23 protein-coding genes are annotated in these 24,421 nt (G+C 68.2%); 5 read left to right on the forward strand and 18 right to left on the reverse strand.

Annotated features, from left to right (window positions below):
* Positions 1 to 2: 2 nt before the first annotated feature.
* Positions 3 to 1,580, reverse strand: coding sequence for a carboxyl transferase domain-containing protein (locus BR31_RS0108365; RefSeq protein ID WP_027500560.1), 1,578 nt, complete (start codon positions 1,578 to 1,580; stop codon positions 3 to 5).
* A gap of 116 nt (positions 1,581 to 1,696) precedes the next feature.
* Between BR31_RS0108365 and BR31_RS0108370 the strand changes: the two genes are divergently transcribed.
* Together BR31_RS0108370 and BR31_RS0108375 are read left to right on the forward strand one after the other, a co-directional pair.
* Positions 1,697 to 2,296, forward strand: a complete 600-nt coding sequence (locus BR31_RS0108370) for an SACE_7040 family transcriptional regulator (RefSeq protein ID WP_027500561.1) — start codon at positions 1,697 to 1,699, stop codon at positions 2,294 to 2,296.
* 14 nt (positions 2,297 to 2,310) lie between these two features.
* A complete protein-coding gene (locus BR31_RS0108375; protein WP_027500562.1) occupies positions 2,311 to 2,640 on the forward strand; it encodes a YnfA family protein in 330 nt (109 codons plus the stop codon).
* Here the strand turns inward: BR31_RS0108375 and BR31_RS0108380 are convergent.
* The 16 genes from BR31_RS0108380 to BR31_RS0108455 form a co-directional block, all read right to left on the reverse strand.
* Positions 2,621 to 3,274 carry a YoaK family protein gene (locus tag BR31_RS0108380; RefSeq protein WP_027500563.1) on the reverse strand — a complete coding sequence of 218 codons (654 nt, stop codon included), beginning with the start codon at positions 3,272 to 3,274 and terminating at the stop codon, positions 2,621 to 2,623. The genes BR31_RS0108375 and BR31_RS0108380 overlap by 20 nt on opposite strands.
* A 52-nt stretch (positions 3,275 to 3,326) precedes the next feature.
* Complete coding sequence (locus tag BR31_RS0108385) at positions 3,327 to 3,590, reverse strand: GlsB/YeaQ/YmgE family stress response membrane protein (protein WP_174562934.1); 264 nt, start codon at positions 3,588 to 3,590, stop codon at positions 3,327 to 3,329.
* A gap of 190 nt (positions 3,591 to 3,780) precedes the next feature.
* Positions 3,781 to 4,890 (reverse strand): NDMA-dependent alcohol dehydrogenase, encoded by a 1,110-nt coding sequence (locus BR31_RS0108390; RefSeq protein ID WP_027500565.1) that lies wholly within the window; start codon positions 4,888 to 4,890, stop codon positions 3,781 to 3,783.
* A 29-nt stretch (positions 4,891 to 4,919) separates the two neighbouring features.
* Positions 4,920 to 6,422, reverse strand: coding sequence for an aldehyde dehydrogenase family protein (locus BR31_RS0108395; protein ID WP_027500566.1), 1,503 nt, complete (start codon positions 6,420 to 6,422; stop codon positions 4,920 to 4,922).
* 87 nt (positions 6,423 to 6,509) lie between these two features.
* Positions 6,510 to 8,177, reverse strand: coding sequence for a sigma-54-dependent Fis family transcriptional regulator (locus tag BR31_RS0108400; protein ID WP_027500567.1), 1,668 nt, complete (start codon positions 8,175 to 8,177; stop codon positions 6,510 to 6,512).
* A 9-nt stretch (positions 8,178 to 8,186) separates the two neighbouring features.
* Complete coding sequence (locus tag BR31_RS0108405; RefSeq protein WP_027500568.1) at positions 8,187 to 9,824, reverse strand: AMP-binding protein; 1,638 nt, start codon at positions 9,822 to 9,824, stop codon at positions 8,187 to 8,189.
* A gap of 159 nt (positions 9,825 to 9,983) precedes the next feature.
* A complete protein-coding gene (locus tag BR31_RS0108410) occupies positions 9,984 to 11,318 on the reverse strand; it encodes an MFS transporter (protein WP_027500569.1) in 1,335 nt (444 codons plus the stop codon).
* 128 nt (positions 11,319 to 11,446) lie between these two features.
* The gene (locus tag BR31_RS0108415; protein WP_027500570.1) at positions 11,447 to 11,965 is read right to left on the reverse strand and encodes a hypothetical protein; all 519 of its coding nucleotides are present in this window, start codon (positions 11,963 to 11,965) and stop codon (positions 11,447 to 11,449) included.
* A 97-nt stretch (positions 11,966 to 12,062) separates the two neighbouring features.
* Complete coding sequence (locus BR31_RS0108420) at positions 12,063 to 12,917, reverse strand: alpha/beta fold hydrolase (RefSeq protein WP_051637091.1); 855 nt, start codon at positions 12,915 to 12,917, stop codon at positions 12,063 to 12,065.
* 62 nt (positions 12,918 to 12,979) lie between these two features.
* Complete coding sequence (locus BR31_RS0108425) at positions 12,980 to 14,551, reverse strand: long-chain-fatty-acid--CoA ligase (protein WP_027500572.1); 1,572 nt, start codon at positions 14,549 to 14,551, stop codon at positions 12,980 to 12,982.
* A 48-nt stretch (positions 14,552 to 14,599) separates the two neighbouring features.
* Positions 14,600 to 15,247 (reverse strand): 3-oxoacid CoA-transferase subunit B, encoded by a 648-nt coding sequence (locus tag BR31_RS0108430; protein WP_027500573.1) that lies wholly within the window; start codon positions 15,245 to 15,247, stop codon positions 14,600 to 14,602.
* A complete protein-coding gene (locus tag BR31_RS0108435) occupies positions 15,244 to 16,008 on the reverse strand; it encodes a CoA transferase subunit A (RefSeq protein ID WP_027500574.1) in 765 nt (254 codons plus the stop codon). The genes BR31_RS0108430 and BR31_RS0108435 overlap by 4 nt, the downstream gene beginning before the upstream one ends.
* Positions 16,005 to 16,586, reverse strand: coding sequence for an RBBP9/YdeN family alpha/beta hydrolase (locus tag BR31_RS0108440; protein WP_027500575.1), 582 nt, complete (start codon positions 16,584 to 16,586; stop codon positions 16,005 to 16,007). Before BR31_RS0108440 ends, BR31_RS0108435 begins: the two co-directional genes overlap by 4 nt.
* A 157-nt stretch (positions 16,587 to 16,743) precedes the next feature.
* Positions 16,744 to 17,799 (reverse strand): beta-keto acid cleavage family enzyme, encoded by a 1,056-nt coding sequence (locus tag BR31_RS0108445; RefSeq protein ID WP_027500576.1) that lies wholly within the window; start codon positions 17,797 to 17,799, stop codon positions 16,744 to 16,746.
* A 57-nt stretch (positions 17,800 to 17,856) separates the two neighbouring features.
* Complete coding sequence (locus tag BR31_RS0108450; protein WP_197023578.1) at positions 17,857 to 18,705, reverse strand: TauD/TfdA dioxygenase family protein; 849 nt, start codon at positions 18,703 to 18,705, stop codon at positions 17,857 to 17,859.
* An 89-nt stretch (positions 18,706 to 18,794) separates the two neighbouring features.
* Positions 18,795 to 19,769, reverse strand: a complete 975-nt coding sequence (locus tag BR31_RS0108455) for a quinone oxidoreductase family protein (RefSeq protein WP_027500578.1) — start codon at positions 19,767 to 19,769, stop codon at positions 18,795 to 18,797.
* A gap of 245 nt (positions 19,770 to 20,014) precedes the next feature.
* Between BR31_RS0108455 and BR31_RS0108460 the strand changes: the two genes are divergently transcribed.
* From BR31_RS0108460 to BR31_RS0108470, 3 genes are all read left to right on the forward strand, one after another.
* Positions 20,015 to 21,019 carry an AraC family transcriptional regulator gene (locus tag BR31_RS0108460; protein WP_027500579.1) on the forward strand — a complete coding sequence of 335 codons (1,005 nt, stop codon included), beginning with the start codon at positions 20,015 to 20,017 and terminating at the stop codon, positions 21,017 to 21,019.
* A 174-nt stretch (positions 21,020 to 21,193) separates the two neighbouring features.
* Positions 21,194 to 21,580, forward strand: a complete 387-nt coding sequence (locus BR31_RS0108465) for a carboxymuconolactone decarboxylase family protein (protein WP_027500580.1) — start codon at positions 21,194 to 21,196, stop codon at positions 21,578 to 21,580.
* Between the two features lie 47 nt (positions 21,581 to 21,627).
* The gene (locus tag BR31_RS0108470) at positions 21,628 to 22,980 is read left to right on the forward strand and encodes an MFS transporter (RefSeq protein ID WP_027500581.1); all 1,353 of its coding nucleotides are present in this window, start codon (positions 21,628 to 21,630) and stop codon (positions 22,978 to 22,980) included.
* 54 nt (positions 22,981 to 23,034) lie between these two features.
* Here BR31_RS0108470 and BR31_RS0108475 read toward each other — a convergent pair whose 3' ends face one another.
* Positions 23,035 to 24,330, reverse strand: coding sequence for a haloacid dehalogenase-like hydrolase (locus BR31_RS0108475; RefSeq protein ID WP_197023579.1), 1,296 nt, complete (start codon positions 24,328 to 24,330; stop codon positions 23,035 to 23,037).
* Positions 24,331 to 24,421 lie beyond the last annotated feature (91 nt).

The raw sequence follows: 24,421 nt of genomic DNA on the forward strand, positions 1-24,421 counted from the left end.
ACTCACATCCTGAAGACGCCGTAGGAGACCGGCTCGAGCGGCGCCTGAGCACACGCCGAAAGTGCCAGTCCTAGAACAGTTCTGGTGTCCGCGGGGTCGATGATCCCATCGTCCCACAGTCGGGCGGTCGAATAGTAGGGGTTGCCCTGCGCCTCGTACTGCGCGCGGATCGGCGCCTTGAAGGACTCCTCGTCATCCGCCGACCACGGCTTGCCCGAGGCGTCGAGCTGATCGCTGCGGACGGTGGCCAGCACCGAGGCCGCCTGCTCGCCGCCCATCACCGAGATCCGCGCGTTCGGCCACATCCACAGGAACCGGGGCGAGTAGGCGCGTCCGCACATCGAGTAGTTGCCCGCGCCGTACGAGCCGCCGATAACCACGGTGAGCTTGGGGACCCGCGCGCACGCCACCGCGGTCACCATCTTGGCGCCGTGCTTGGCGATGCCGCCAGCCTCGTAATCGCGGCCGACCATGAAGCCGGCGATGTTCTGCAGGAACAGCAGCGGCACGCTGCGCTTGTCACACAGCTCGATGAAGTGGGCGCCCTTCATCGCGGACTCGGCGAAGAGCACGCCGTTGTTGGCGACGATGCCGACCGGGTGCCCGTGGATGTGGGCGAAGCCGGTGACCAGGGTCTTGCCGTACTCGGCCTTGAACTCCTGGAACTCTCCCCCGTCCACGATGCGGGTGATCACCTCGTGCACGTCGTAGGGGGTGCGCGGGTCCGTCGGGACGACGTCGTAGAGCTCCTCCTGCGGAGCGATGGGCTCCACCGCCGGGATCACGTCCCATGGCCGGTCCGTGCGCGGACCGAAGGTCGCGACGATCCGGCGCACGATGCGGAGCGCGTCCTGATCATCCTCCGCGAGGTGGTCGGTGACGCCGGAGACCTTCGAGTGCAGGTCACCGCCGCCGAGGTCCTCGGCCGTGACGACCTCGCCGGTCGCGGCCTTCACCAGCGGCGGGCCGCCGAGGAAGATGGTGCCCTGGTTGCGCACGATGACGGCCTCGTCGCTCATCGCGGGGACGTACGCGCCGCCCGCGGTGCAGGATCCCATCACCGCCGCGATCTGCGGGATGCCCTTGGCACTCAGGTTGGCCTGGTTGAAGAAGATGCGCCCGAAGTGCTCACGATCGGGGAAGACGTCGTCCTGGCGGGGCAGGAAGGCTCCGCCGGAGTCGACGAGGTAGAGGCACGGCAGGTTGTTCTGCAGCGCGATCTCCTGCGCGCGCAGGTGCTTCTTCACGCTCATCGGGTAGTAGGTGCCGCCCTTGACGGTGGCATCGTTGGCCACGATGACGCACTCACGGCCGGAGACCCGGCCGATGCCCGCGATCACGCCCGCGCCGGGGCACTCGTCGTCGTACATGCCGTTCGCGGCGAGCGGGGAGAACTCGAGGAACGGGCTTCCCGGGTCCAGGAGGGCGTCCACCCGCTCGCGCGGCAGCAGCTTGCCCCTGCTCACGTGGCGTTGTCGCGATTGCTCACTGCCGCCGAGCGCCGCGGTCGCGAGCCGCTCGCGCAGCTCGGTCACCAGGCGTACGTGCTCGCCCCGGTTGCGCTCCCCGTCGATGGTCATGTCGTCGCCCTGTCTGCTCAGATCGGCTCGCGGTCAGTTAATTGCCAATAACCGAATCTAAGATAACTATGATTAACTGAGTTGTCCAGACCCACAGGTTGAAGGGAGGTGCCGACGTGACACCCGACGATTCGGCGCTGACCAAGCGCGGCCGCGCGAAGGCCGATCGCCGTCGGCAGCTCCTGCAGGCCGCCGCACGTCTGATCGCCGAGCGGGGGTTCGCCGGGGTTCGTCTCGAGGACCTCGGATCCGCGGTCGGGATCAGCGGCCCCGCCGTCTACCGGCACTTCCCCAACAAGGAGGCGCTGCTGGTGGAGCTGCTGGTCGACATCAGCCGTCGCCTGCTCGAGGGCGCCATCGCGGTCGCCGACGCGGCCTCGAGCCCGGACGAGGCGCTCGCGGGACTGATCGAGTTCCACCTCGACTTCGCGCTCGGCGAGCCCGACCTCATCCGCGTGCAGGACCGAGACCTGGAGTCGCTGCCCGTTGCCGAACGCAGGCAGGTCCGGCAGTTCCAGCGCCGCTACGTCGAGGTATGGGTCGAGGTCCTCAGGAAGGTCGACGCGGAGCTGGCGGAGTCGGACGCCCGGATCAAGGCGCACGCGACGTTCGGCCTGATCAACTCCACCCCGCACAGCGTGAACCCCTCGGCCCCCGCCCACACCCGCGCGGTACTGCGTGCGATGACGGCGGCGGCGCTCGCGCCTGGGGTGTAGCTAGGGTTCTGCGCGTGACCGTCGCGAAATCCGTCGCCCTGTTCGTCGTGGCCGCCCTGCTGGAGATCGGCGGCGCCTGGCTGGTCTGGCAGGGCGTGCGGGAACACCGCGGCTGGATCTGGGTCGGCCTCGGCGTGATCGCGCTCGGTGCCTACGGGTTCGTCGCCACCATGCAGCCCGACGCGAACTTCGGCCGGATCCTGGCCGCGTACGGCGGTGTCTTCGTCGCGGGCTCATTGCTCTGGGGCATGGCCATGGACGGCTTCCGACCCGACCGATGGGATGTCACGGGAGCGCTGATCTGCCTCGCGGGCGTCGCCGTCATCATGTACGCGCCGCGCTGAGCCGATCCCGCGCGAACAGTACGGCGAGCAGCAGCGCCAACGCGACCGCGGCCCATAGGCCGGCCAGCCCGACCCCGCGGTGCACCGCCGCGCCCGCGACCACCCCGAGCACCAGGCCGAGCCACAACCCGGCGAACCGCACCCACTCCCATCGCGGCCCGCCGGTCAGCGCCGCGGCGATGCGTTGCCCCAGCTTGACCAGCGTGCCGGTCATGTAGGTGAGGCTGATCGACGCCTCGCCGGTCCGCTCGAACACCGTGTTCTCGGCCCCCATCGCCAGCGCCAGCGCGGCGATCACCACCTGCCGCGGGCCGATGGCCGAGGCCGTCACAGCCGCCACCAGCAGGCCAGCGACGAGGCACATCACGAGCGCTCTGCGGCGCGCACGAGCAATCCGCCCCAGCACCGAACCCAGCACCACGCCGAGCACGAACAGCCCGATGACCCCGGCGCCGACGGCAGCGACGTGCCAGTGGCCGTCGACCGCACCGACCGCCATGCGGGTGGAGTTGCCGCTCATGAACGAGACGAAGAACCCGCCGAGGGTGATGTACCCCATGGCGTCGACGTAGCCCGCCAGAGCCGCGAGCAGCACCGCGACGACGAACGTCCGGCGACCGACGTCGACTACCACTTGGTCCCTACCCGGACCGGTCGCCGACGCCGCGACAGCACGCCGTCCGCGGCTACTCCTTCCTGGTCAGGGCGGTGTAGCCGAGGGTGAGCGCGGCCGCCGCCGCGATGCTGATGATCCAGCGCCACCAGTCGATGCCCTTCGTGTCGCCGGTGTCGCTGATCATGCCCCAGATCCAGTACCCGATGAGCGCGCCGGCGATGCCGAGCACGACGGTGATGACCCATCCCATTGCCTGCTTGCCCGGGATCACCAGGCGTGCGAGCACACCGATGACCGCGCCGAAGATGATGGTGCCGATGATGTCGCCGATCATTGTTGGCTCCTCTCGTGCCACCTCAGTCGCGCGACTGCGTGCTGGGTTGTCGATCTTGATAGTGACACGGCGAGGTCCTCCAGAGGAACCCTCGCCTGACCCCGACCCGGCGGTGCCCCGCCGTCCGGCCGAGGGAACCGGAGGGCGGGGCACCGAGGGGGACCGTCGGCCGGGCGACCCGGCCGGACGGTCAGGCGTGCACGATCACCCCGCGGATGTTCTTACCGTTGCGCAGGTCCTCGTAGCCCTGGTTGACGTCCTCGAGGCGGTACTGCGTGGTGACGAGTTCGTCGAGCTTGAGCTGGCCCGCGTCATAGAGCCGCAGCAGCTTGACGATGTCGTACTGCGGATTCATCGACCCGAAGAGTGAGCCCTTGATGGTCTTCTGGTTCAGCGTCAGGTCGCAGCCGGACACCTGCACCGTGAGCTTCGCCGGATCGGCCAACCCCGTGATCACGACGGTGCCGCCCTTGCCGATCACCGCGGTCGCCGCGGACACCACCTCCTCGTCCACGGTGCCGACCAGGATCAAGGCGGCATCGGCGCCCTGGCCCCAGGTCAGTTCGTTCACCTTCTCCGCGGCGCTCGCGGCGTCGGCGAAGGCATGCGTGGCGCCGAACTTCAGCGCGGTCTCGCGCTTGAGCGCAACGGGGTCGACGACGACCACGTACTTGCAGCCCGCGCTGACCGCGCCCTGCACGGCATTGATACCGAGGCCACCGACGCCGTAGATGACGGCGGTGTCTCCGGCGTGCAGGTTGCCGGCGTTGACCGCGGTTCCCCATCCCGACGGGACCCCACAGCCGACCAGCACGGCGGTCTCCAAAGGCAGCCAGTCGTCGACCTTGACCACCGAGTGCTGCGAGATGGTGGCCCGCTCGGCAAACGTGCCGAGCATGCACATGGCACCGAAATCGGTTCCCTTGGAATGGAACCGGAAGGTGCCGTCCGGCATCGACCCCTCCAGGATGGTGGCGCCCATGTCGCAGAGGTTCTGCCTGCCCGTCGAGCAGTAGCGGCAGGTTCCGCAGTTCGGGATGAAGCTGCACACCACGTGGTCGCCCGGCTTGACCTTGGTGACGCCGGGCCCGACCTCCTCGATGATTCCCGATCCCTCGTGCCCACCGACGATCGGATAGCGCGGCGGAAGGTCTCCGTCGGTCAGGTGCAGGTCCGAGTGACACAGGCCCGCGGCCGTGTACTTGATCAGCACCTCCCCCGGCCCGGGGCCGTCGAGCTCGAGCTCCATCAGTTCGAACGGCTTTCCGGCCTCGAGCAGGACTGCGGCTGTGGTCTTCATGTGTGATTCTCCTTCTGAGGACGGGCAGGTCAGAGTGCGACGTTGACGGACTTGGTGATCGTGTAGGCGTCGAGGCCTGCGGCGCCGAGCTCGCGGCCCCAGCCGGACTGCTTGTAGCCACCGAAGGGCATGGCGGTGTCGAAGCCGTTGTACTGGTTGATCCACACGGAGCCGGCCTTGATCTGCCGCGCGGTGCGATGCGCCTTGGAGATGTCGCGGGTCCAGATTCCAGCCGCGAGACCGTAGATGGAGTCGTTCGCGGCCGCAGCGACGCCTGCCTCCGCGTTGAACGGCAGCGCCGCGACCACCGGGCCGAAGATCTCCTCGCGGACGATGCTGAACTCCGGCTTGACGTCCACGAAAACGGTCGGCTCGACGAAGTAGCCGGTCTCGCCCCAACGCTTGCCTCCGGTCAGCGCCCTTGCGCCGTCCGCCAGGCCCTCGCGCAGGTAGCCGGTCACCTTGTCGAACTGTTCCTTCGAGACGAGCGGGCCGAGCTGGGTGGCCGGGTCGAGGCCGGGCCCGATCTTCACCTGGCTCGCCGCGTACGCGACCGCCTGAGTGAACTCGTCGAAGATCTTGTCCTCGACGAACAGTCGCGTACCCGCGACACAGCACTGGCCGTGGTTGAACAGCCAGGCGTTGAGCGAACCCTCCACGGCGGCATCGAAATCGGCGTCCGCGAAGACGATGTTCGGACTCTTGCCGCCGAGCTCGAGCGAGACCTTCTTGAGATTGCCCTTGGCGGCCTCGACGATCTTCTTCCCGACCTCGGTGGAGCCGGTGAAGGCGATCTTGTCGACGTCGTCGTGCGCGGACAATGCGGCACCCGCGTCGCCGAATCCACTGATGATGTTCACGACGCCGGGCGGGAACCCGGCCTCCTGGAACACCTCACCGAGCAGCAGCGCCGTCAGCGGCGTCTGCTCGGCAGGCTTGAGGATGACGGTGTTACCTGCGGCGAGGGCGGGCGCCAGCTTCCACGAGGCCATCAGCAGCGGGAAGTTCCACGGCACGATCAGCCCGCACACACCGACCGGCTCGCGCAGCGTGTACGCGTGGAACTGGGCGCCGGGCGCAAAGGGCATCGACACGTTGACCGTGCTGCCCTCGATCTTGGTTGCCCAGCCCGCGTAGTAGCGGAAAACATCGGCGGCCCATGCCACGTCGACCGCGCTGGCGATGCCCGCCGACTTGCCGTTGTCCAGCGCCTCGAGCTGGCCGAACTCCTCGGCCCGCTCGCTGAGGATGTCACCGACGCGCCAGAGCAGGCGCTCGCGTTCGTTCGGCTTCATGCCCGGCCACGGGCCGTCGTCGAACGCGGCCCGCGCCGCACGCACCGCACGGTCGACGTCCTCGGCCTGGCCGTGCGCGACCTCGGTCAGCGCGTTCCCCGTCGCGGGGTCGTAGGTCGGGAAGGTGCGACCCGAGGCGGCCGGGGTCCATTCGCCGCCGATCAGCAGCTTCTTCGGTCCGCCGGTCAAGAACGCATGAACCTCGGACTTGAGCGGGAAATCGGCGATCGCCGTCATCGGTTCCTCCTGCGAGAAAGTAGGTGTGTGATGCACGCCATACTTCGCCGGTTCCGATGCGGATAACTGTGCGACTTCCGGACAGCCTCAGGGCGTCACGTCGAGCGCGCGGATTCTCGAATACAGTGTGCTGCGGCTGATTCCGAGTTTCGCGGCGGCATGCACCTTGTTGCCGCCACATTCGTGCAACGCATCGATGATCGCCTGGCGTTCCGCACGCTCGCGGCCCGCGAGGCGGGTGACCCGCGAGCTGGTCCGGTACGCGTCGGGCAGGTCCGCGAGCCCGAGTCTGGTGCTCGCCCGGTCCCGCGCCGCCCTGGCCAGCACCACCCGCAACTCGGTCAGGTTGCCCGGCCACTCCCCCGCCACCAGCGCCTCGAGCGCGGTCGAGGTCAGGCTCAGCCCTGGCTCGATCTCGTCGAGCATCGCCTGGGCGATCTCCGGCAGTTCGCCGAGCCGCTGACGCAACGGAGGCACCACGATGCGTTCGGGGCACCGCGCTATCATGGCGGCTGTCGCAGGGGGTAGATCCTCGATCGGGCTGCTCGTCAGCACCATCCGGGGTCCGCCCGGGGCCGCCAGGAGGTCGGTGACCACGGGCAGTGTCGCCGCGGGCAGCAGGTCCGCGTGTTCGACGGCGAGCACACCGCCGGTCGCGGACGCCTGCTCGAGCAGCGCCGACAACCATCGGTCGATCCCGACGATCGGTATCCGGGAGGCATCCGTCCAATGCACGGGGTCGGCGCCCGCGAGATCGCGCACGGCCGTGGTGCGCCCCGAACCGGACTCGCCGACGATCGCAACGGCCTCGACGCTCCCACGCACCCGGCGCAACCCCTCGCGCGCCCGGTCCGCGACGCCCGTACCGTCGGGGCGGCGCCGGATCGGCACATGCGGTCGGTGTACGTGCTCGACCAAAAACAGTGTGCCGCCGTTTGTTCCGGCGATCCGGTCGGCCTGCACCGTCGCCAGCTGCCCGGACGCCAGCTCGAGGTTCACCGTGCGCGACTGGTCCGGCAGGAGATCGGCCGCGAGCCCGCGCAGCGCGGCGTGGTCGGCCACGTCGAGGAGATCGAGCGCGGTCCGGTTGCTGAGCAGGATGTCCTCACCGATCGCGGCGACGGCGACATGGCGCTGGGGCGAGACCCGCTGGAAGGCGTCCACCAACCGCTGCTCCGACGCCCGCGAACCCTCGAGCAGCCGACGCTCGATATCCGCGGCGGCGCGTTGCAGGTAGGGCGCGAACAGCGAGTTCGCCCGCGGGGCAATGCAGGTCATGTCCAGGATCCCCTCGACGCGGTGCGTCACCGGATGCAGGATCGGGTGCCCGTAGCAGCTCAGACCCTTCAAGCGCTCCAGGTAGTGCTCCTCCCCGTTGATGACGATCCCGCGCCGCACCTCGACCGGGGTGCCGATCGCGTTGGTGCCTGCGGTGTCCTCACCGAACCGCGAGCCGATCACCGCGCCGAGTTTCTCCAGGTGCCGCTCCACCTGATGGTTGTCGAACACCCGGGCCACGACCCTGCAGTCGCGATCGGCGAGCAGGAGGCACAGCCCGGTGCCCGCGATCTGGATGGCGACCTCGTCGAGGATCGGGCCGGCGGCCCGCAGCAGCCGGCTGGAGAGGTCCAGGTCGGTGGCCGGGTCGGCGTCGAACCCGTCCCCCGGGCCGACGCCGCTCAGCGCGGATCGCTTCCAGGACAGCGCGATCTCGGGCCGGACCGGCTCGCGCCCACTCGTCTCGCCGGAGTTCATCGGCCGGCCCTAGCCCTGACCGATCAGGTCGAGGGACTGCTCACGCATCTCGATCTTGCGGATCTTGCCGGTCACCGTCATCGGGAACTCGTCCACCACGTGGACGTACTTCGGGATCTTGTAGTGCGCCAGCTTGCCCTTGCAGAAGGCCCGCACCGAGTCCGCGTCCAGTTCGAGCGCGCCCTCCCGCATCCGGATCCACACCATCAACTCCTCCCCGTACTTCTCATCGGGGACGCCGATCACCTGGGCGTCGAGAATGTCGGGATGGGTGAACAGGAACTCCTCGATCTCCCGCGGGTAGATGTTCTCGCCGCCCCGGATCACCATGTCCTTGATCCGGCCCGTGATCGCCACATAGCCGTCGGCGTCCATCACCCCGATGTCGCCGGTGTGCATCCACCGCGCACTGTCGATCGCCTCCGACGTCTTCTCCGGGTTCTCCCAATACCCCAACATCACCGAATACCCACGCGTGCACAGCTCCCCCGCCTCCCCGCGCGGCAAGGTCAGCCCCGTCGCCGGGTCGACGATCTTAACCTCCAGATGCGGACCCACCCGCCCCACCGTGGACACCCGCTGCTCGATCGTGTCATCCGAACGGGTCTGCAACGACACCGGCGACGTCTCCGTCATGCCGTAACAGATCGACACCTCCGCCATCCCCATCCGCTCGATGACCTGCTTCATCACCTCCACCGGGCACGGCGAGCCCGCCATGATCCCCGTCCGCAGACTCGACAGATCAAAGCTCGCGAAATCCGGATCCGCGAGCTCGGCGATGAACATCGTCGGCACCCCGTACAACGACGTGCACCGCTCGGCCTGCACCGCCTCCAGGGTGGCCTTCGGATCGAACGCCGGGCCCGGGATCACCATCGTGGCGCCGTGGGTGGTGCACGCCAGGTTGCCCATCACCATGCCGAAGCAGTGATAGAACGGCACCGGGATGCACACCCGGTCCGCCTCCGTGTAATGGCACAGCTCCCCGACGAAGTACCCGTTGTTGAGGATGTTGTGGTGACTGAGCGTCGCCCCCTTCGGGAATCCCGTTGTCCCCGAGGTGTACTGGATGTTGATCGGATCGTCGGCGGAGAGCTTGGCCTGCGCGGTCGCCAGCCTCACGGGGTCGGCGGCCTGGGCAGCGGTCCCATCCTCGACCAGCGCCTGCCAGTCCGTGCTGCCGAGCAGGATCACCGATTCCAGGTCGGTGCACTGCGGCCGGACCATCTCGATCATCCCGGCGTAGTCGGAGGTCTTGAAGCTCGCCGCGGCGACCAACATCTTGATGCCCGCCTGGTCGAGCACGTACTGCAACTCGTGCGAGCGGTAGGCGGGGTTGATGTTCACCAGGATCGCCCCGATCTTCGCGGTGGCGAACTGGATCAGCGTCCACTCCGGACAGTTCGGCGCCCAGATGCCCACCCGGTCGCCGAGGCCGATCCCGCGCTGCAGCAGACCCGCCGCGACGCCGTTCACGTCGGCGGCGAGCTCGGCGTAGGTCCATCGCCTGCCCGAGGGCCGGTCCACGAGCGCGTCACGGCCGCCGTGGGCCGCGACCGTCCGATCGAAGTTGTCCCCGATGGTGTCGCCCAGCATGGGGGCATCCCAGACTCCCGAGGCATAGCTGGGCAGTGCGGTGCTCATGTGTTTCCTCTCCTGGGCGCCGGCGAGCGCCTCGGGGAGGGCTCGCCGTGGCGAGCCCTCCCGTGGTCGAACCTACTCGTGTTGATGTGACCTACGACATAGTCGGTGGTGCGGGGTGGCCGTAACTGTCCAAGCTCCGGACACCCCGACCGCGGATGGCTAGAGCGCGTGGTCCTTGGTCTCGACCAGGGCCTTGGTGCAGAAGAAGCTCAGCACCGACAGTCCGGCCAGCATGAGCCCGATCGCGAAGCTGCCGTAGGTGGAGGCGAGCGGCGCGGCGATCAGCGGCGGGATCGCGCCACCGAGCACGCCTGCCAGGTTGTAGCCCAGTCCGGCGCCGGTGTAGCGGTACTGCGTCTGGAACATCTCGGGCAGCAGCGCACCGCAGGGGCCGTAGGCGATTCCGAAGATGGCGAGCGTGCCGAACATGCCGAGCACGAACGCGACGGGCGACCCGGTGTCGAGGATCGGGAACAGGGCCAGCGCCCAGACCAGCGCGGCGACGCAGGACGCCATGATCACCTTGCGGCGACCGATCCGGTCCGAGTACAGCGCGGAGACGATGATTGCGATGCCGAAGACGACCGCGGAGGCGATGCCGACCATCAGCACGAACGGCCTGCTGAAGCCGAGCGTCTTGGTTCCGTAGCTGGTGAGGAACGCCGTGCCGAGGTAGAAGAAGGCGAACAGCGTGGCCAGGGCGCCCGCAGAGAGCAGGATCTCCTTGCGCTGGTAGCGCCAGGCGTCGAGGAACGGCAGGGTTCGGGGCGCCGCGTCGGGCCCTTCGAGTGCCCGTTGCGCCTGGTTCGCACGGAACACCGGGGTCTCCTCGATGGCGAGGCGCATGTACAGGCCGATGCCGACCAGGACGATGGAGAACAGGAACGGCACGCGCCAACCCCAGTTGAGGAAGGTCTCGTTCGAGTCGCCGAGGACGGCCCCGGTGATGAGGAAGGTGCTGCTGGAGAGGATGAAGGCGATGGCAGGGCCGAGCTGCGGGAACATCGCGTACAGGCCGCGCTTGCCCGGCGGCGCGTACTCGGCAGTCAACAGCGTCGCGCCTGCCCATTCGCCGCCGACCGCGAAGCCCTGCCCGAAACGGAGCAGCACGAGGATCAGCGGGGCCGCGACACCGATCGTGGAGGCGCTCGGCAGCAGACCGATGAGCAGGGTCGAGATGCCCATCAGGAGCAGCGTCGAGATCAGGGTCTTCTTCCGGCCGATCCGGTCGCCGTAGTGGCCGAACAGCATCGCGCCGACGGGCCGGGCGATGAACGCGACGGCAAAGGTCGCGAACGAGGCGACCGTCCCGGCCGTCGATCCCAACGCCGGGAAGAACACCTTCGGGAACACCAGCGCCGCGGCCGTCCCGTAGATGAAGAAGTCGTAGAACTCGATGGTGGTGCCGATGCAACTCGCGATGGCCACCCGGCGCACGCTGGTGCGCGGGGGCGCGGCGATCACCGTTCCCTCTACTGGCGACACTGTCGTCATGTGTTCCTCTTCTCGAGCCAGGAGTGATGCCCGGTCGGGCGTCACTGACTGCGAGGAAAGGTAGTGACGTGGCTCACGTGACGACTACCCCCGAAAGGGGGGTGGCGTGAGCCACGCCACTTCTCGGGCTACTGCCCGGACGCGCTGAGGATCTCGCGGCGCAGCTCGGACCAGACCACGGCGTAGGAGTCGGAGAACGAATCCCCCGACTTCACCCGGTCGAGGGAATCCGCGAGCAGCTCCTGGTACCGCGCCAGGCGGGGCACGTATGCGGAGACGTCGTCGAACACGTCCGACGCGCGACGGTCCAGGTCGACGATCGAATCGACATCGTCGTCGGTGAGCTCGGCGAACTCCTCGTCGAGCGGCTCGAAGCGCTCGACGACCTCCGCGAACAGGTCCTCGTCGATGGAGACGCGCTCGGCGTCGAGCTGATCCTCGAGCTCGGCCACCCCCGCGTCGGTGAGCGAGACCCCGGCGTCGCCGGAATCGGAGGCACGGCCGGCCGCCACCAGCGCGTCGAGCGCGGCCTGAGCCGAGGACTCGGTGACCCCGAGCTGCACGGCCAGCACCGGCGCCGACACCGACCCCTTCAGCCGCACCGACTGCAACAGAGCCAGCTCATCGACATTGCCTGCAAAGGCCATTGTGTATCTCCTTGGTGCCCGGAATCGGGCGTCGTCACCGCCCCGAGGGTCAGGGGCGAGCTACATCCTTTTGGATGACGGTCACCGGCGTCAACAGCTAGGTCAGGCCGTCGAGAAAACCGCCGACCTCCATGGTGAACACGGCATTGTCGTCGCCCGCGACCATGTGCCCCGCGGCCGAGACGTTGACGGCGGTGGCGTGCGGGATCAGCCCGAGCAGCTCCTCGACCCCGTCCGTGCTGACGATGTCCGACTTGCCGCCGTGCACCAGCAAGGTCGGCACCTCGACGCCCTGCGCCGCCGCGACCATCCGGCCGTGGTGATCGGAGGTGATGATGTCGCCCATTCCCCCCGGCTGGGCGAATGCCGGATCCCAGTGCCAGTACAGGCGGCCGTTGGACCGTTCCCTGACGTTCCTGCGCAGCCCCTCGATGTTCGACGGCCTGCTGCGGTGCTGCTGGTATGCGGCCACCGCGTCGGCGACCTCGTCGAGACTGGCGAATCCGTCCGGGTTGCCCTGCATGAAATCGGCGATCCGTTTGACGCCCTCGGGCTCCACCTTGGGCGTGATGTCGACCAGGACCAGGCCACGCATCAGCCCGGGGTTCTCACCCTCCGCGATCAGCCCGGTCATCCCGCCCAGGGAGGCCCCGAACAGCACCGGCGCCTCGCCGAGCTGGTCGATGACCCCGCGCAGGTCATCGACCAGGCTGTCGACCTGGTAGTCGCCGTCCGGCGCCCAGTCGCTGTCCCCGTGACCGCGCGCGTCCAGGGTGTAGACGGTCCAGCCGTCGCGCGAGAGGGTCGCCGCGGCCCGGTTCCAGGAGTGACGGGTCTGGCCGCCGCCGTGCAGCATCAGGACCGCACCGCGGCCGGCCAGCCCGTCGTCCGATGTCCAGCGGTCGGCGGCGATGGTCCCCGCTCCACCGCGGAACTCGATGGTTTCATTCACGCCTCACACCATAGGAAGCGCTCGGCACCGCCCTGTCGGCGGTGCCGGGAGACGTGCCGGGATCAGCGCGCGGGTTCGGCCATCCCCGCGAGTTCGCGCTTGAGGATCTTGCCGGTGGCGGTCATGGGCAGGACGGTGGCGAACTCGATCGAGCGGGGGTACTTGTAGTTCGCCATCTGTTCCTTGCACCAGGTGATCAGTTCGTCCTCGGTGATCTGCGCGTTCGGCTCGAGGATGACGAATGCCTTGATCTCCTCGCCGTGGCTCTCGTGCGGCACGCCGATGACGGCGACGAGGGAGACGGCCTCATGGGTGAGCAGCACCTCCTCGATCTCGCGCGGGTAGACGTTGAACCCGCCACGCACGATGAGGTCCTTTGCCCGGTCGACGATGTAGTAGAAACCGTCCGCGTCCCGGCGGGCGAGGTCGCCGGTCCGGAACCATCCGTCGTGCATCACCTCGGCGGTGGCCTCCGGACGATCGAGGTAGCCCGCCATGATGTTGTGCCCCCGCAGCGCGATCTCCCCCACCTCGTCCGCGCCCGACACGGTGTTCCAGTTCTCGTCGACCAACCGCGCCTCGACGCCCCAGACCGGCACGCCGATCGACCCGGGGCGCGGGTCCCGCTCGGGGTCACTGAAGAGGGCTAGCGGGGAGGACTCGGAGAGCCCGTACCCCTCGAGGATCTGCACCCCGAACCGTTCGGCGAAGCGGGTCAGGATCTCCACCGGCAGCGCCGCGCCGCCGGAGATGGCCCGCCGCATGGTGCCTGCGATCCGGTCGACGTCGACGGTCTCGTCCAGGGCACCGAGCAGGGCCCAGTACATGGTCGGAACTCCTGCGAACACGGTGATGGCCTCGTCGAGCATCAGCCGCAGCGCGGCCTTGGCCTCGAATCGGGGCAGCAGGACCAGGGTGGCGCCGACCGAGAGACCCGCGTTCATGACGACGGTCTGCCCGAAGGAGTGGAACAGCGGCAGGGTGACCAGGTAGTTGTCGTGCCGGATCGGGTTGCTGTCGAACAGGCGGTTCGCCGTCGCCGCGTTCATCACCATGTTCGAGTGGGTGAGTTCGGCGCCCTTGGGCTTACCGGTGGTCCCGCTGGTGTACAGGATCACCGCGGCGTCACCCGCCTCGCGGACCACCGACTCCGCCTCCGTCGACATGCCCTCCAGCGCGGCGGTCAGGGTGGTGACGCCGTCGACCGGCGCCACCGCGCCCGGGCCCGCGGTGATCAGGAACATCTCCCGGCACCCGTCCGTCGCATCGAAGCCCGCGCGGCCGAACTCGCCCATCGGGAGCTCCGTGCCGCCCTCGAAGCAGAAGTACGCCTTGGCGCCCGAATCCGCCAGGTGGTAGGCGATTTCGCGGCCCTTGAGCATCACGTTCAGTGGCACGACCACCGCACCGGCCTTGAGGATCCCGTAGTAGACGATCGGGAACTGCGGCAGGTTCGGGCAGGAGAGCGCCACCCGATCCCCCGGCTCGATGCCCCGCGACGTCAACAGGTTCGCCACCTGGTTCGCACGGGCGTCGAGCTGCCCATAGGTCAGCCGCTCCCCGTCGAGGACAAGGGCCGCCCGGTCGGGGTACCGGCGGGTGGAGTCTTCCAGGAGCATGGACAGGTTCAGCACGCTGAACTCACTTTCGATTGTCGTGGTGACGGTGGTCGGCGCCTGCGCCTATGCGAGCGGCGCGTCGGTGGCCGCGCGCACGGACTCCTCGCTCACGCCGGGTGCGCACTCGCGCAACACCAGACCCCCCTCGGTGACGTCGAGGACGGCGAGGTTGGTGATGATCCGGTGCACCACACCCTGACCCGTGAGTGGCAGGGTGCACTCGCGCACGATCTTCGATGCCCCGGACCGGTCTGTGTGTTCCATCAGCACGAGGACCCGGCGGGCGCCGTGGACGAGGTCCATCGCCCCACCCATGCCCTTGACCATGGCGCCGGGCACCATCCAGTTCGCCAGGTCGCCGGTCTCGGACACCTGCATCCCGCCGAGGACCGCGGTGTCGATGTGCCCACCCCGGATCATTCCGAACGAGAGCGCGGAATCGAAGAACGAGGCACCTGGCGTCACGGTCACTGTTTCTTTGCCCGCGTTGATCAGATCCGCGTCCACACCGTCCTCGTCCGGATACGCCCCGGTACCGAGTATCCCGTTCTCGCTGTGCAGGACCACCTCGAGCCCCGCGGGGAGGTGGTTCGGGATCAGCGTCGGCAGCCCGATACCGAGGTTGACGTACTCGCCTGCCGAGAGTTCGGCGGCAGCCCTAGCCGCCATCTGCTCGCGGGTCCAGCCGACCACTGTCACTGTCGAGGTCATAGGGGTAGGTCCTTCCGCGCCGTCACCGTACGCTTCTCGATCTGCTTGTCCTGCACGCCCGTTGCGACGATGCGGTCGACGAAGATCCCCGGCAGATGCACCTGCGCCGGGTCCAGCACACCGGGACGCACCAGGGTTTCCACCTGCGCGATACACACCCGGCCGGCCATTGCGGCGAGCGGGTTGAAGTTGCGTGCCGCCATGTTGAACACCAGGTTCCCCTCGGTGTCCCCCACCGCCGCGTGCACCAACGCGAAGTCGGTGGTGATCGATTCCTCGAGCACGTACCGTTTGCCCGCGTACTCGCGGACCTCCTTGGGCGGGGATGCCAGGGCAACCGATCCGTCGCCGTCGTAACGCCACGGCAGCCCACCCTCCGACACCGGGGTGCCGACCCCAGCGGGTGTGAAGAACGCCGGGATACCGGCACCACCGGCGCGGAGCCGCTCGGCCAGCGTGCCCTGCGGCGACAACTCGACCTCCAGCTCACCGGCCAGGTACTGCCGCGCGAACTCCTTGTTCTCCCCGACGTACGACGCGATGACCCGGCGAATTCTCCTCTGCTCCAAGAGCAGACCGAGCCCGTGACCGTCGGTTCCGCAGTTGTTCGAGGCGACCTCCAGATCGGTTGCCGACCCGCGCGCGATCGCCGCGATCAACGCATCGGGGATCCCGCACAGACCGAATCCACCCACCGCCAACGAGGCACCACTGCCGATGTCGGCAACCGCCTCCTCGGCCGAGACGAACACCCGGGTCACGAGGCGACCTGCTTCGCCCGCGTCAGTTCAAGCAAGAGTTCCTCCGCTTGCGGCCAATACCCGTAGCCGGCAGCGGGATTGAGATGTCCGACGTCGCCGAGGTCGACCAGTCGACTGCCCCAGGTCTCTGCCATGCCTGCGATCCGCCGGTGGCCCCCGAGCGGGTCATTGCTACTGGCCGCGACGATGCTGGGGAACGGAAGCCGGCCCCGCGGGATGGGGTTCCAGCCATTGCGCTCGAGGTCCTCGATCACCGGGTAGCCCTCTGGCAGTGGCTGCTCCAGGTCGGCGGGGGTGGCCAGCAGGGCGCCCTGGATCGGCCGGGTCGGCCGCTGCGCCCAGTGCACGGTGATCATGCAGCCCGCGCTGTGGGCGACCAGCACCACCGGTCCGTCGATCTCGCCGAGCACGGCGTCGAGCGCCGCGACGCGCGCCGCCAGGCTGAGCTTGTCGTGTTCGAGCGGCGGCACCGTGCGCACCCGGTCGAGCTTGTCTGCGAGGAGGGTCTGCCAGTGGTCGGCGACGTGGTCGCGCAGACCGGGCACGATCACCACGGTCGGATCGGCGATGCTGTTCAAGTGGACTCCCGAAGCTGCTGTTTCACAATGAGATCGGGACCCGGATCGGATCCCTGTCGGGTCGGGGCGCGGCACAAGCAGGTGCCGCGCCCCGACCCGTCGGGCGATCGTCGAGCCGCCGCTGCTGCGTCGGCTCGACGATCGGTTGGTGGCCTGTTCAGGCGTGCTGGGTGAAGCCGACCTGGCCGGGCTTGCGGTTCGGCGCGTAGCCGAGCCGGGCGAGGGTCTCGTCGGCGTCGGCGTAGGTCTCGCCGATCCGGTAGATGTCGCGGGCCTCCTTGGCGGTAGCGACCTCGCGGCCGAGCTCGTTGGCCACGCGCACCAGCTGGCGGACCTGCTCAGCGGAGGTGATCTTGACCTCGCCGCTCGGCGCCCACAGGTTGTCCTCGTTGCCGCAGCGCGGGTGCAGGCCCATCGCGATGGCCATCGTGTTCACCGGCAGCACGCTGCGCATCAGCGTCTCCAGCGTCAGGCAGGCACCGTCCGGGACCCGATTGATGAACTGCATCATGTTGTACGGGTTGGGGCCGTCGAAGCCGCCGCCGATGGCGACCCAGGTCAGGTTCAACGGGCCGGTGTAGACGCCCCGACGGATCAGCCGCTCCACGGTCTCGAGCTGCGGGATGGACGAAAGCTGGAAGTGCGGCTGGATGCCGGCGGCCTGCAGGCGACGCAGGTGCTCCTCGACCCACTCCGGGCCCGCGGGAACGGTCATCTCGCGGTAGGTCGCGGACAGCTCGGCGTTCTCCAGGGAGGTGCCCTTGATGTCGCCAGGGGTCATCAGCTCCATGATGTTCATCTGGCTGGTGTTGATCGCGATGGTGACCTGGTCCGGCTTCGGATCCAGCTCGGCGAGCATGTGGCGCACGTCGTCGGAGAGCCACTTCGCGTCCGCACCGTCGCCCTCGGGGGCGAAGGAGATCGAGCCGCCGACCTGCAGGATCATCTCCGGCACGGCCTCGCGGAGGCGGCCGAGGAGCTCGTTGAACTTCGACAGGCGCTTGGAGCCCTTGCCGTCCTCCTCGCGGACGTGGATGTGCAGCACGGTGGCGCCGGCCTCGAAGCAGTCGACGGCCTGCTGGACGTGCTCGTCCATCGTCAGCGGCAGGTCCTCGGGGAAATCCTCGACCGCCCACTCCGGGCCGTACGGCGCAACGGTGATGACCAGCTTGTCCTGGTTCTCCGGGAACAGCGCGTCGTCGTGAAAGTGCATGTCGATCTCCTGTCGATTGGGCTGGAAAAGTCTGGGGTGAAAGAGAATTCGTCTGAATCAGAAGGGACGGTCGCCGACGATGCCTGCGCGTTCCATCTTTCGGACCGCGGGCCAGTAGTCCTGGACCGCGTAGTGCTGCGTCGACCGGTTGTCCCAGATCGCCACGCTGTTGCGCGTCCACCGCCACCGCACCTGGTACTCGGGGATGGTGGCCTGGCTCTGCAGGTAGCGCAGCAGTTCCCCGGCGCCGGGCGCGTAGTCGATGCCGCAGCGCACGTGCTCGGCGGTGTGGAAATTCGTCAGGTGGGTGGTGAACGAGTTGACGAACAGGATCTTCTCCCCCGTCTCCGGGTGGGTGCGCACCACCGGATGCTCGGCGTCCGGGAATCGCTCCTTGAGCTCGAGCCGCTGCTCGATCGGCATCCGCGCTCCGAACGACGCCTCGATGCTGTGCCGCGCCCGCAGGCCCTCGATCTGCTCCTTGACCCGCTCGGGCAACTTCTCGTAGGCCAGCGCCATGTTCACCCACATGGTGTCGCCGCCCACCTCCGGTCCCTCGACGCATCGCAGCACCGACCCCATAGGCGGGTTCTCCCGCCACGTCGCATCGCAGTGGAAGGCATTCTCGAACGCCTCCGGCGGGCTGTCCAGGTCCTTGTAGATCCGAACCAGTCCGGGGTGCTCCGGGTCGCTGCCGAGCACGGGGTGGTCCTCGAGCGAACCGAATCGCTCTGCGAGGGTGACGTGCTCGGCCCGGCTCATGCCCTGGTCCCGGAAGAAGAGGACCTTGTACTGGAGCAGCAGCGACTTCAGTTCCGCGAAACGCTGGTCGTCGCGCGCGACATCGGCGAGATCGACGCCGAGGACCTCCGCGCCGATGCTGCAGGTCAGCGGTCGTGCATCCATCGCAGGCACGGTGGCGCCCGCGGTTCGATCGGCCACGCGGTCGATGGTTGTGGTCATGACGCTCTCCCTTGCGAACGAGTGGTTTGGATTCAGACCGAGAAGACCGAGGAGCCGATGCTGATGCCGGACTCCAGGTCGCGATGGGCCTTCTCGGCGTCCTCGAGCCCGTAGCGCTGGTTGATCTCGATGGAGATGCGGCCTGCCGCAACATGACCGAACAGTTCGCCGGCGAGCTCCGCCCGCTCGGCCGGATCGGCGATGTAGTCGGCGAGCGCGGGCCTGGTCACGAACAGCGACCCCTTGACCGCCAGCTGCATGGCGTCGATCGGCGGGATCGGGCCGGATGCGGTGCCGAAGGCCACCAGTAGGCCGCGCCGGGCGAGCGAGTCGATCGACGTCTGGAACGTGGAAGCCCCGATGCTGTCGTAGACCACCGGCACGCCCGCCCCGCCGGTGAGCTCGCGCACCCGCTCGGCGACGTTCTCCCTCGTGTAGACGATGACCTCTCCGCACCCGTGAGCGCGCGCGACCGCCGCCTTCTCGTCGGTCGACACGGTGCCGATCACGTTGACGCCCAGCAGCTTCGCCCACTGGCAGAAGATCAGCCCGACGCCGCCCGCGGCCGCGTGCAGCAACACCGTGTCGCCAGCCTCAAGGGGATGGATCCGGCGGAGCAGGTACGAGGTGGTGAGGCCGCGCATGGTCATCGCGGCCGCGGTCTCGAACTCGATCGCGTCCGGAAGTGCGATGAGGTGTTCGGCGGGCATCACGCGCTCGGTGCTGTACGCACCGAGCGGGCTCCCGGTGTAGGTGACGCGGTCACCCTCCCGGAAGTCGGTGACACCGGCACCGACCGCCTCCACGACGCCCGCACCCTCCACACCCATACCCGCAGGCAGGGGCGCGGGGTACATGCCCGTGCGGAAGTAGGTGTCGGCGAAGTTCAGGCCGACCGCTCCGTGGCGGACCCGCACCTCACCCGGACCCGGGTCGCCGACCTCAACGGATTCCCATCGCAGGACCTCCGGGCCGCCGGTTTCGTAGAAGCGGATCGCCTTTGCCATTGCCTTCTCCTTGATCGTGGTTCGACCCCTTGGCGGCCATCTCGCTGCGCTGTCGCGGAGCGGTCCGATGTGCCCTTTGCGGGGTCCGCCACCGGAAGCAATCGCGCATCCGGTGTGACTCAGCTGACACAACAGTAGCCATGCGACGGGGTTCACACTTATCCTCAGGGGACATATTTGTTTCCCGTTCGGGACACCCCAGCCGCGGGCGCCGAGCGGGACGCATGCAACGGAAGGTGATGCGAATGGCCAAGCCCCTCGCTCGATATGCCGCGCTGACCGGCTACATAGAACTGGGCCGCACCCTTTCGCTCGATCCGGTGCAGCTGCTCAGGAGTGTCGGACTCGACCCCGCCGGGCTGGACCTGCAGGACCGCTGGGTGCCCGCATCCTCGGTCGCGCGCCTCCTTGAGCTGTCCGCGGCGACATCGGGGCGCCAGGACTTCGCGCTGAAGCTGGCCGAGCGGCGGCGCCTGTCCACCCTCGGCCCACTGAGTGTGAGCATCCGGGACGAGCCGGACGCCCGCAGCGCACTCCGGATGCTGATCCGCTACCAGCACACCTACAACGAGTCACTGCACATCCGGCTGTCCGAGCGCGACGGTCTGGCCACGATCCGCATCAGCATCGATCCCGGCGACCCGGTCCCGGTCCGGCAGTCCGTCGAACTGGCGGTCGCGGTGACCCACCAGCTGCTGCGACACCTACTGGGCGAACGGTGGCATCCGGTGTCCGTCAGTTTCGAACACGACCGGCCTGCCGACGACGCGACGCACCGCCAGGTCTTCGACGCGCCACTGCACTTCAACAGCGAGTTCTCCGGAATCATCACCTACACAGGCGATCTGGACGAACCAAACAGGCTCTCCGACCCACTGCTGCGGTCCTATGCGCAACAACTCCTCGACACGCTCACCACACCCGAGGAACCAACGCTCACCAATCGCGTTCGCGAACTCGTCGAACTCCTGCTGCCGAGCGGACGCTGCTCGATCGAGCAGGTCGCCCGCAGCCTCGGCGTCGACCGCCGAACGGTGCATCGGCACCTCGCGAAGTCGGGCGAGACCTTCACCTCGGTCGTCGACTCAACCCGCGCCGAACTCGCGACACGCATGGTCGCGGGCCGGCGTTACTCGTTCACCGAGATCTCCGAGCTGCTCGCCTTCTCGACACCGAGCAGCTTCTCCCGGTGGTTCCATCAACAGTTCGGCATGAGCCCCCGAGAGTGGCGCAAACAAACCGAGGGTTAGGTCGGTTTCGGTTCGACCTGCGCCCAAACCCGGGAGCATGTCCCGAAATGCAAAGAATCCCGTCCCGCACGGGCAATTATTCGGCTCACAGGCGACGTAACGTGATGCAGGCCACTATCGGGCCGGGCCATCGCCCACATCACACCCGATTCGTTCTCCGTGAAACGAGCCGCCATGACCGCTGAGCCGATACCCACCCCGACGCTCGACCGCATGAAGCAGGCGGGAAGCTGGAATCCACTGTGGGACAACTTGTCCCAATGGGATCCGGAGTGGACCGAGCAGTTCATGGCGATGAACGCCACCCCCGTGCGGCGTGGGGTGTTCACACCCGAGTTCGTCGAACTGCTGAGCATCGCCATCGATGCCGCCGCCACCCACATGTACGCGCCTGGAGTTCGCCGGCACATCCGGGCCGCGCTCGAGCTCGGCGTGTCGAGAGACGAGATCCTCACCGTCCTCCAGATGGTGAGCGTCCTCGGCATCCACGCCTGCAATCTCGGCGTGCCGATCCTCGCGGAGGAACTCGACGCGTACGAGTCCCGACGCGCGGCACACTGAGCGCCGGTCCCACACTTTCCCCTCCAGCCGCACCCCCAGGAGCACTCATGGGACTGACATCCACCACCACCACCGAACTCGAGATCGCAGCCGTTGAACCGCCGAGTTCCGCAACGACCGCCGACCGCCGCAGCAGGCGCTCGTCGTACTACCCCTGGCTCGTCTTCGCCCTCACCTTCGCGTTGCTGTTGTCCGACTACATGTCCCGGCAGGTGCTCAGTGCCGTCTTTCCGTTCCTGAAGGCCGACTGGGCACTGTCGGATTCCCAGCTCGCCTCGCTCACCAGCATCGTCGCGCTGATGGTCGGCCTGCTGACGCTCCCGCTCTCGCTACTGGCCGACCGATGGGGCCGGGTGAAGAGCCTGGTGCTGATGGCCACGCTGTGGAGCATCGCGACGCTCCTGTGCGCGATCGCCTCCAACTACGAGCAGATGCTGGCCGCCCGCTTCCTCGTCGGTGTCGGCGAGGCCGCCTACGGAAGCGTCGGGATCGCCGTTGTGCTCGGCGTCTTCGCACCGCGGGTTCATTCGACACTGAGCGGCGCCTTCATGGCCGGGGGTTCCTTCGGCTCCGTTGTCGGCGTCTCCCTCGGCGGCGTCATCGCCGTGCATCTGAGCTGGCGTTGGTCTTTCGCCGCAATGGCGGTACTCGGCCTCCTGCTCGTCGCCCTGTTCCGGGCCCTCGTCACCGAACGCCGGTTGGCAGAGCACGCCGCCGACCAGAACGTCGTGACGGTCGGGACCACCGGTGGCACCATCCGGGTCCCGGTGTCGAGCCTGTTCACCAATCCCGCGGTGTGGTGCGCCTATCTGGGAGGCGGCCTACAGATGTTCACCGCCGCGGTCCTGCTCGCCTGGACGCCCAGCTTCTTCAACCGGTACTACGGCATGGCGCCCGACAAGGCGGGCGCGATCGCATCGGTGTTCGTGTTGCTCATCGGGACGGGAATGATCGTGTGCGGCATCATCACCGACCGGGTGAGCAGGAACAACCCGGCCGGAAAGTGGTCGAGCGCGATCGCTTTCTGCCTGATCTCGTTCCTCGCACTCGGCCTCGGACTCCGCCTGGACACCGGGGCGCCACAACTCGTCCTGCTGGGAGTCGGAGCCTTCTTCGCCGCGGGATCATCGGGCCCCTCGGCGGCCATGGTGGCCAGCCTGACCCACCCGTCGGTGCGGTCGTCCGCGCTCGGCACCCTCACCGTCGCCAACAACGTCCTCGGCCTGGCGTTGGGCCCCTTCGTCATCGGCGTCCTCGCCGATCACCTCGGCCTGCTCGAGGCCCTGCAGCTGTCGCCACTGGTGTACCTCCTCGCGATCGTCGCCCTTGTCGCAGGCAAGCGCCTCTACCCCGCCGGGCTCAGGAAGCTCTCGGCACAGAGCGCCGCCGCAGCGGCCTGACCGTCGCGAGTGGGGTCGGTTCACCGAACCGACCCCACTCGCGGCGTTCACACGTCAGTAGACGGTGTCGGCCTGATCCTCGATCACCGATCCGTCGGCCCGGTGGACCGCCCCCTTGCCGCCGTCCGCGGCGGTGAAGGCCTTGGTCGAGCAGGGGTAGGGCTCCTCCGCGCGGTCCTTCGGATCGAGGAACATCGGATTGACCAGCCACCGCTCGTCACTGTTGTCGTAGGCGTTGCACATGAGCTCGGCGTTGTTGCGGTTGATCACCAGGCGCGCCCCGGTCGCGTCCCCGAGGAACGTCACGTCGGTGACGGAGTCGCCCGCCGCGAACACCTGGCGCCGGTCGGCGGGCAACTGATCGAACGCCGCGGGCCCGCTCACCCCGAACACGACCTCGTTGACCTGGCACCGCTTGCCGTCGATGTACGGGATCACCGAGTCCTCACCGTCGGCCACGCCGCCACAGCCGACGAGGTGCCTCGTGAGGACACCGTTCTCGACGACCGGACGTACGCCCATCGCCCGTTCGGGCGCAAGGCCCAGCTCCTCCGCCCACACCCGCACCACGGGCTCCGCCGATGCGGAGATGATGCGAACATCGAAACCGTTGGTACGCAGTACCTTCACGAGGTCGGCGATCTGGGGGTAGTACCTCACGTACCCGTCGACCTCGGTGGTTCCCACGGTCTGCTCGGCGCCCTCCTCGGCGGCGAGGTTCTCCGTTCTTGCCGCCCTGGCGTAGTCGGCCACCTCGTCGGCGGAATGCCCACCCATCAGCGCAACCGCCCAGGCGTACGCGGGCTTCGTCCGCCGATGGTCGTAACCGGCGAAGGCCGGCTTCCCCGACGTGGTCTCGTCGTCCAGCACGGCGACCATCTCGTCGGCGCAGTCGAGATCGGAACGGGTGGGCAGCGGGCCGCCGGGCGCCACCTCGGTGCCGCAGGCCGCGCCAAGCGCCGCAACCGCGTCCGGGGTCAGGAATCGGCTCGTCGTCGCCCAATCCGCACCCTCGGGCTGAAGGATCTTGTCGTTCTTGATCATCCAGTACGCGGTCGCACTGCCGATATCGTTCTTGACCACGGTGTTGTCCCAGTCGAACAGCGCGAGCGGGGCACCGTCGGCGACGTCACCGTCGACACCACAGGTGCCCTTCTCCGCGATCATGCGGTCCAGCAGTTGCCGGTTCTCGCCGAACCATTCGAGCCCCGGGTCGAGAACGGCGCAGCTGCTGGTGTCGGGCGCGGCAGCGGCGGCGCCGTCACCGCCGGACGAGCAGGATGCGGTCAGCGCGATCACGCCGGACAGGGCACACGCCCAGGCGGCGCGCGTACGGAACGACTTCACCAGGAAACCTCTTTCTCGAGTGGTGCGGGCGCGCGGAAGCACGCCGGCACATGAATCACGCGGAAACACAGTGGCGACGAAGGGAGGACCTCTC

The organism is Rhodococcus sp. UNC363MFTsu5.1, from assembly GCF_000686785.1.
GTDB classification, from domain to species: domain Bacteria; phylum Actinomycetota; class Actinomycetes; order Mycobacteriales; family Mycobacteriaceae; genus Rhodococcus_G; species Rhodococcus_G maanshanensis.

What these genes read in the sequence shown, in the direction of transcription:
- BR31_RS0108365 (WP_027500560.1), bottom strand. Translation starts at nt 1,580, where the DNA reads ATGACCATCGACGGGGAGCGCAACCGGGGCGAGCACGTACGCCTGGTG.
- BR31_RS0108385 (WP_174562934.1), bottom strand. Translation starts at nt 3,590, where the DNA reads ATGATCGGCGACATCATCGGCACCATCATCTTCGGCGCGGTCATCGGT.
- BR31_RS0108390 (WP_027500565.1), bottom strand. Translation starts at nt 4,890, where the DNA reads ATGAAGACCACAGCCGCAGTCCTGCTCGAGGCCGGAAAGCCGTTCGAA.
- BR31_RS0108395 (WP_027500566.1), bottom strand. Translation starts at nt 6,422, where the DNA reads ATGACGGCGATCGCCGATTTCCCGCTCAAGTCCGAGGTTCATGCGTTC.
- BR31_RS0108400 (WP_027500567.1), bottom strand. Translation starts at nt 8,177, where the DNA reads ATGAACTCCGGCGAGACGAGTGGGCGCGAGCCGGTCCGGCCCGAGATC.
- BR31_RS0108405 (WP_027500568.1), bottom strand. Translation starts at nt 9,824, where the DNA reads ATGAGCACCGCACTGCCCAGCTATGCCTCGGGAGTCTGGGATGCCCCC.
- BR31_RS0108410 (WP_027500569.1), bottom strand. Translation starts at nt 11,318, where the DNA reads ATGACGACAGTGTCGCCAGTAGAGGGAACGGTGATCGCCGCGCCCCCG.
- BR31_RS0108415 (WP_027500570.1), bottom strand. Translation starts at nt 11,965, where the DNA reads ATGGCCTTTGCAGGCAATGTCGATGAGCTGGCTCTGTTGCAGTCGGTG.
- BR31_RS0108430 (WP_027500573.1), bottom strand. Translation starts at nt 15,247, where the DNA reads ATGACCTCGACAGTGACAGTGGTCGGCTGGACCCGCGAGCAGATGGCG.
- BR31_RS0108445 (WP_027500576.1), bottom strand. Translation starts at nt 17,799, where the DNA reads ATGCACTTTCACGACGACGCGCTGTTCCCGGAGAACCAGGACAAGCTG.
- BR31_RS0108450 (WP_197023578.1), bottom strand. Translation starts at nt 18,705, where the DNA reads ATGGATGCACGACCGCTGACCTGCAGCATCGGCGCGGAGGTCCTCGGC.
- BR31_RS0108455 (WP_027500578.1), bottom strand. Translation starts at nt 19,769, where the DNA reads ATGGCAAAGGCGATCCGCTTCTACGAAACCGGCGGCCCGGAGGTCCTG.
- BR31_RS0108460 (WP_027500579.1), top strand. Translation starts at nt 20,015, where the DNA reads ATGGCCAAGCCCCTCGCTCGATATGCCGCGCTGACCGGCTACATAGAA.
- BR31_RS0108465 (WP_027500580.1), top strand. Translation starts at nt 21,194, where the DNA reads ATGACCGCTGAGCCGATACCCACCCCGACGCTCGACCGCATGAAGCAG.
- BR31_RS0108470 (WP_027500581.1), top strand. Translation starts at nt 21,628, where the DNA reads ATGGGACTGACATCCACCACCACCACCGAACTCGAGATCGCAGCCGTT.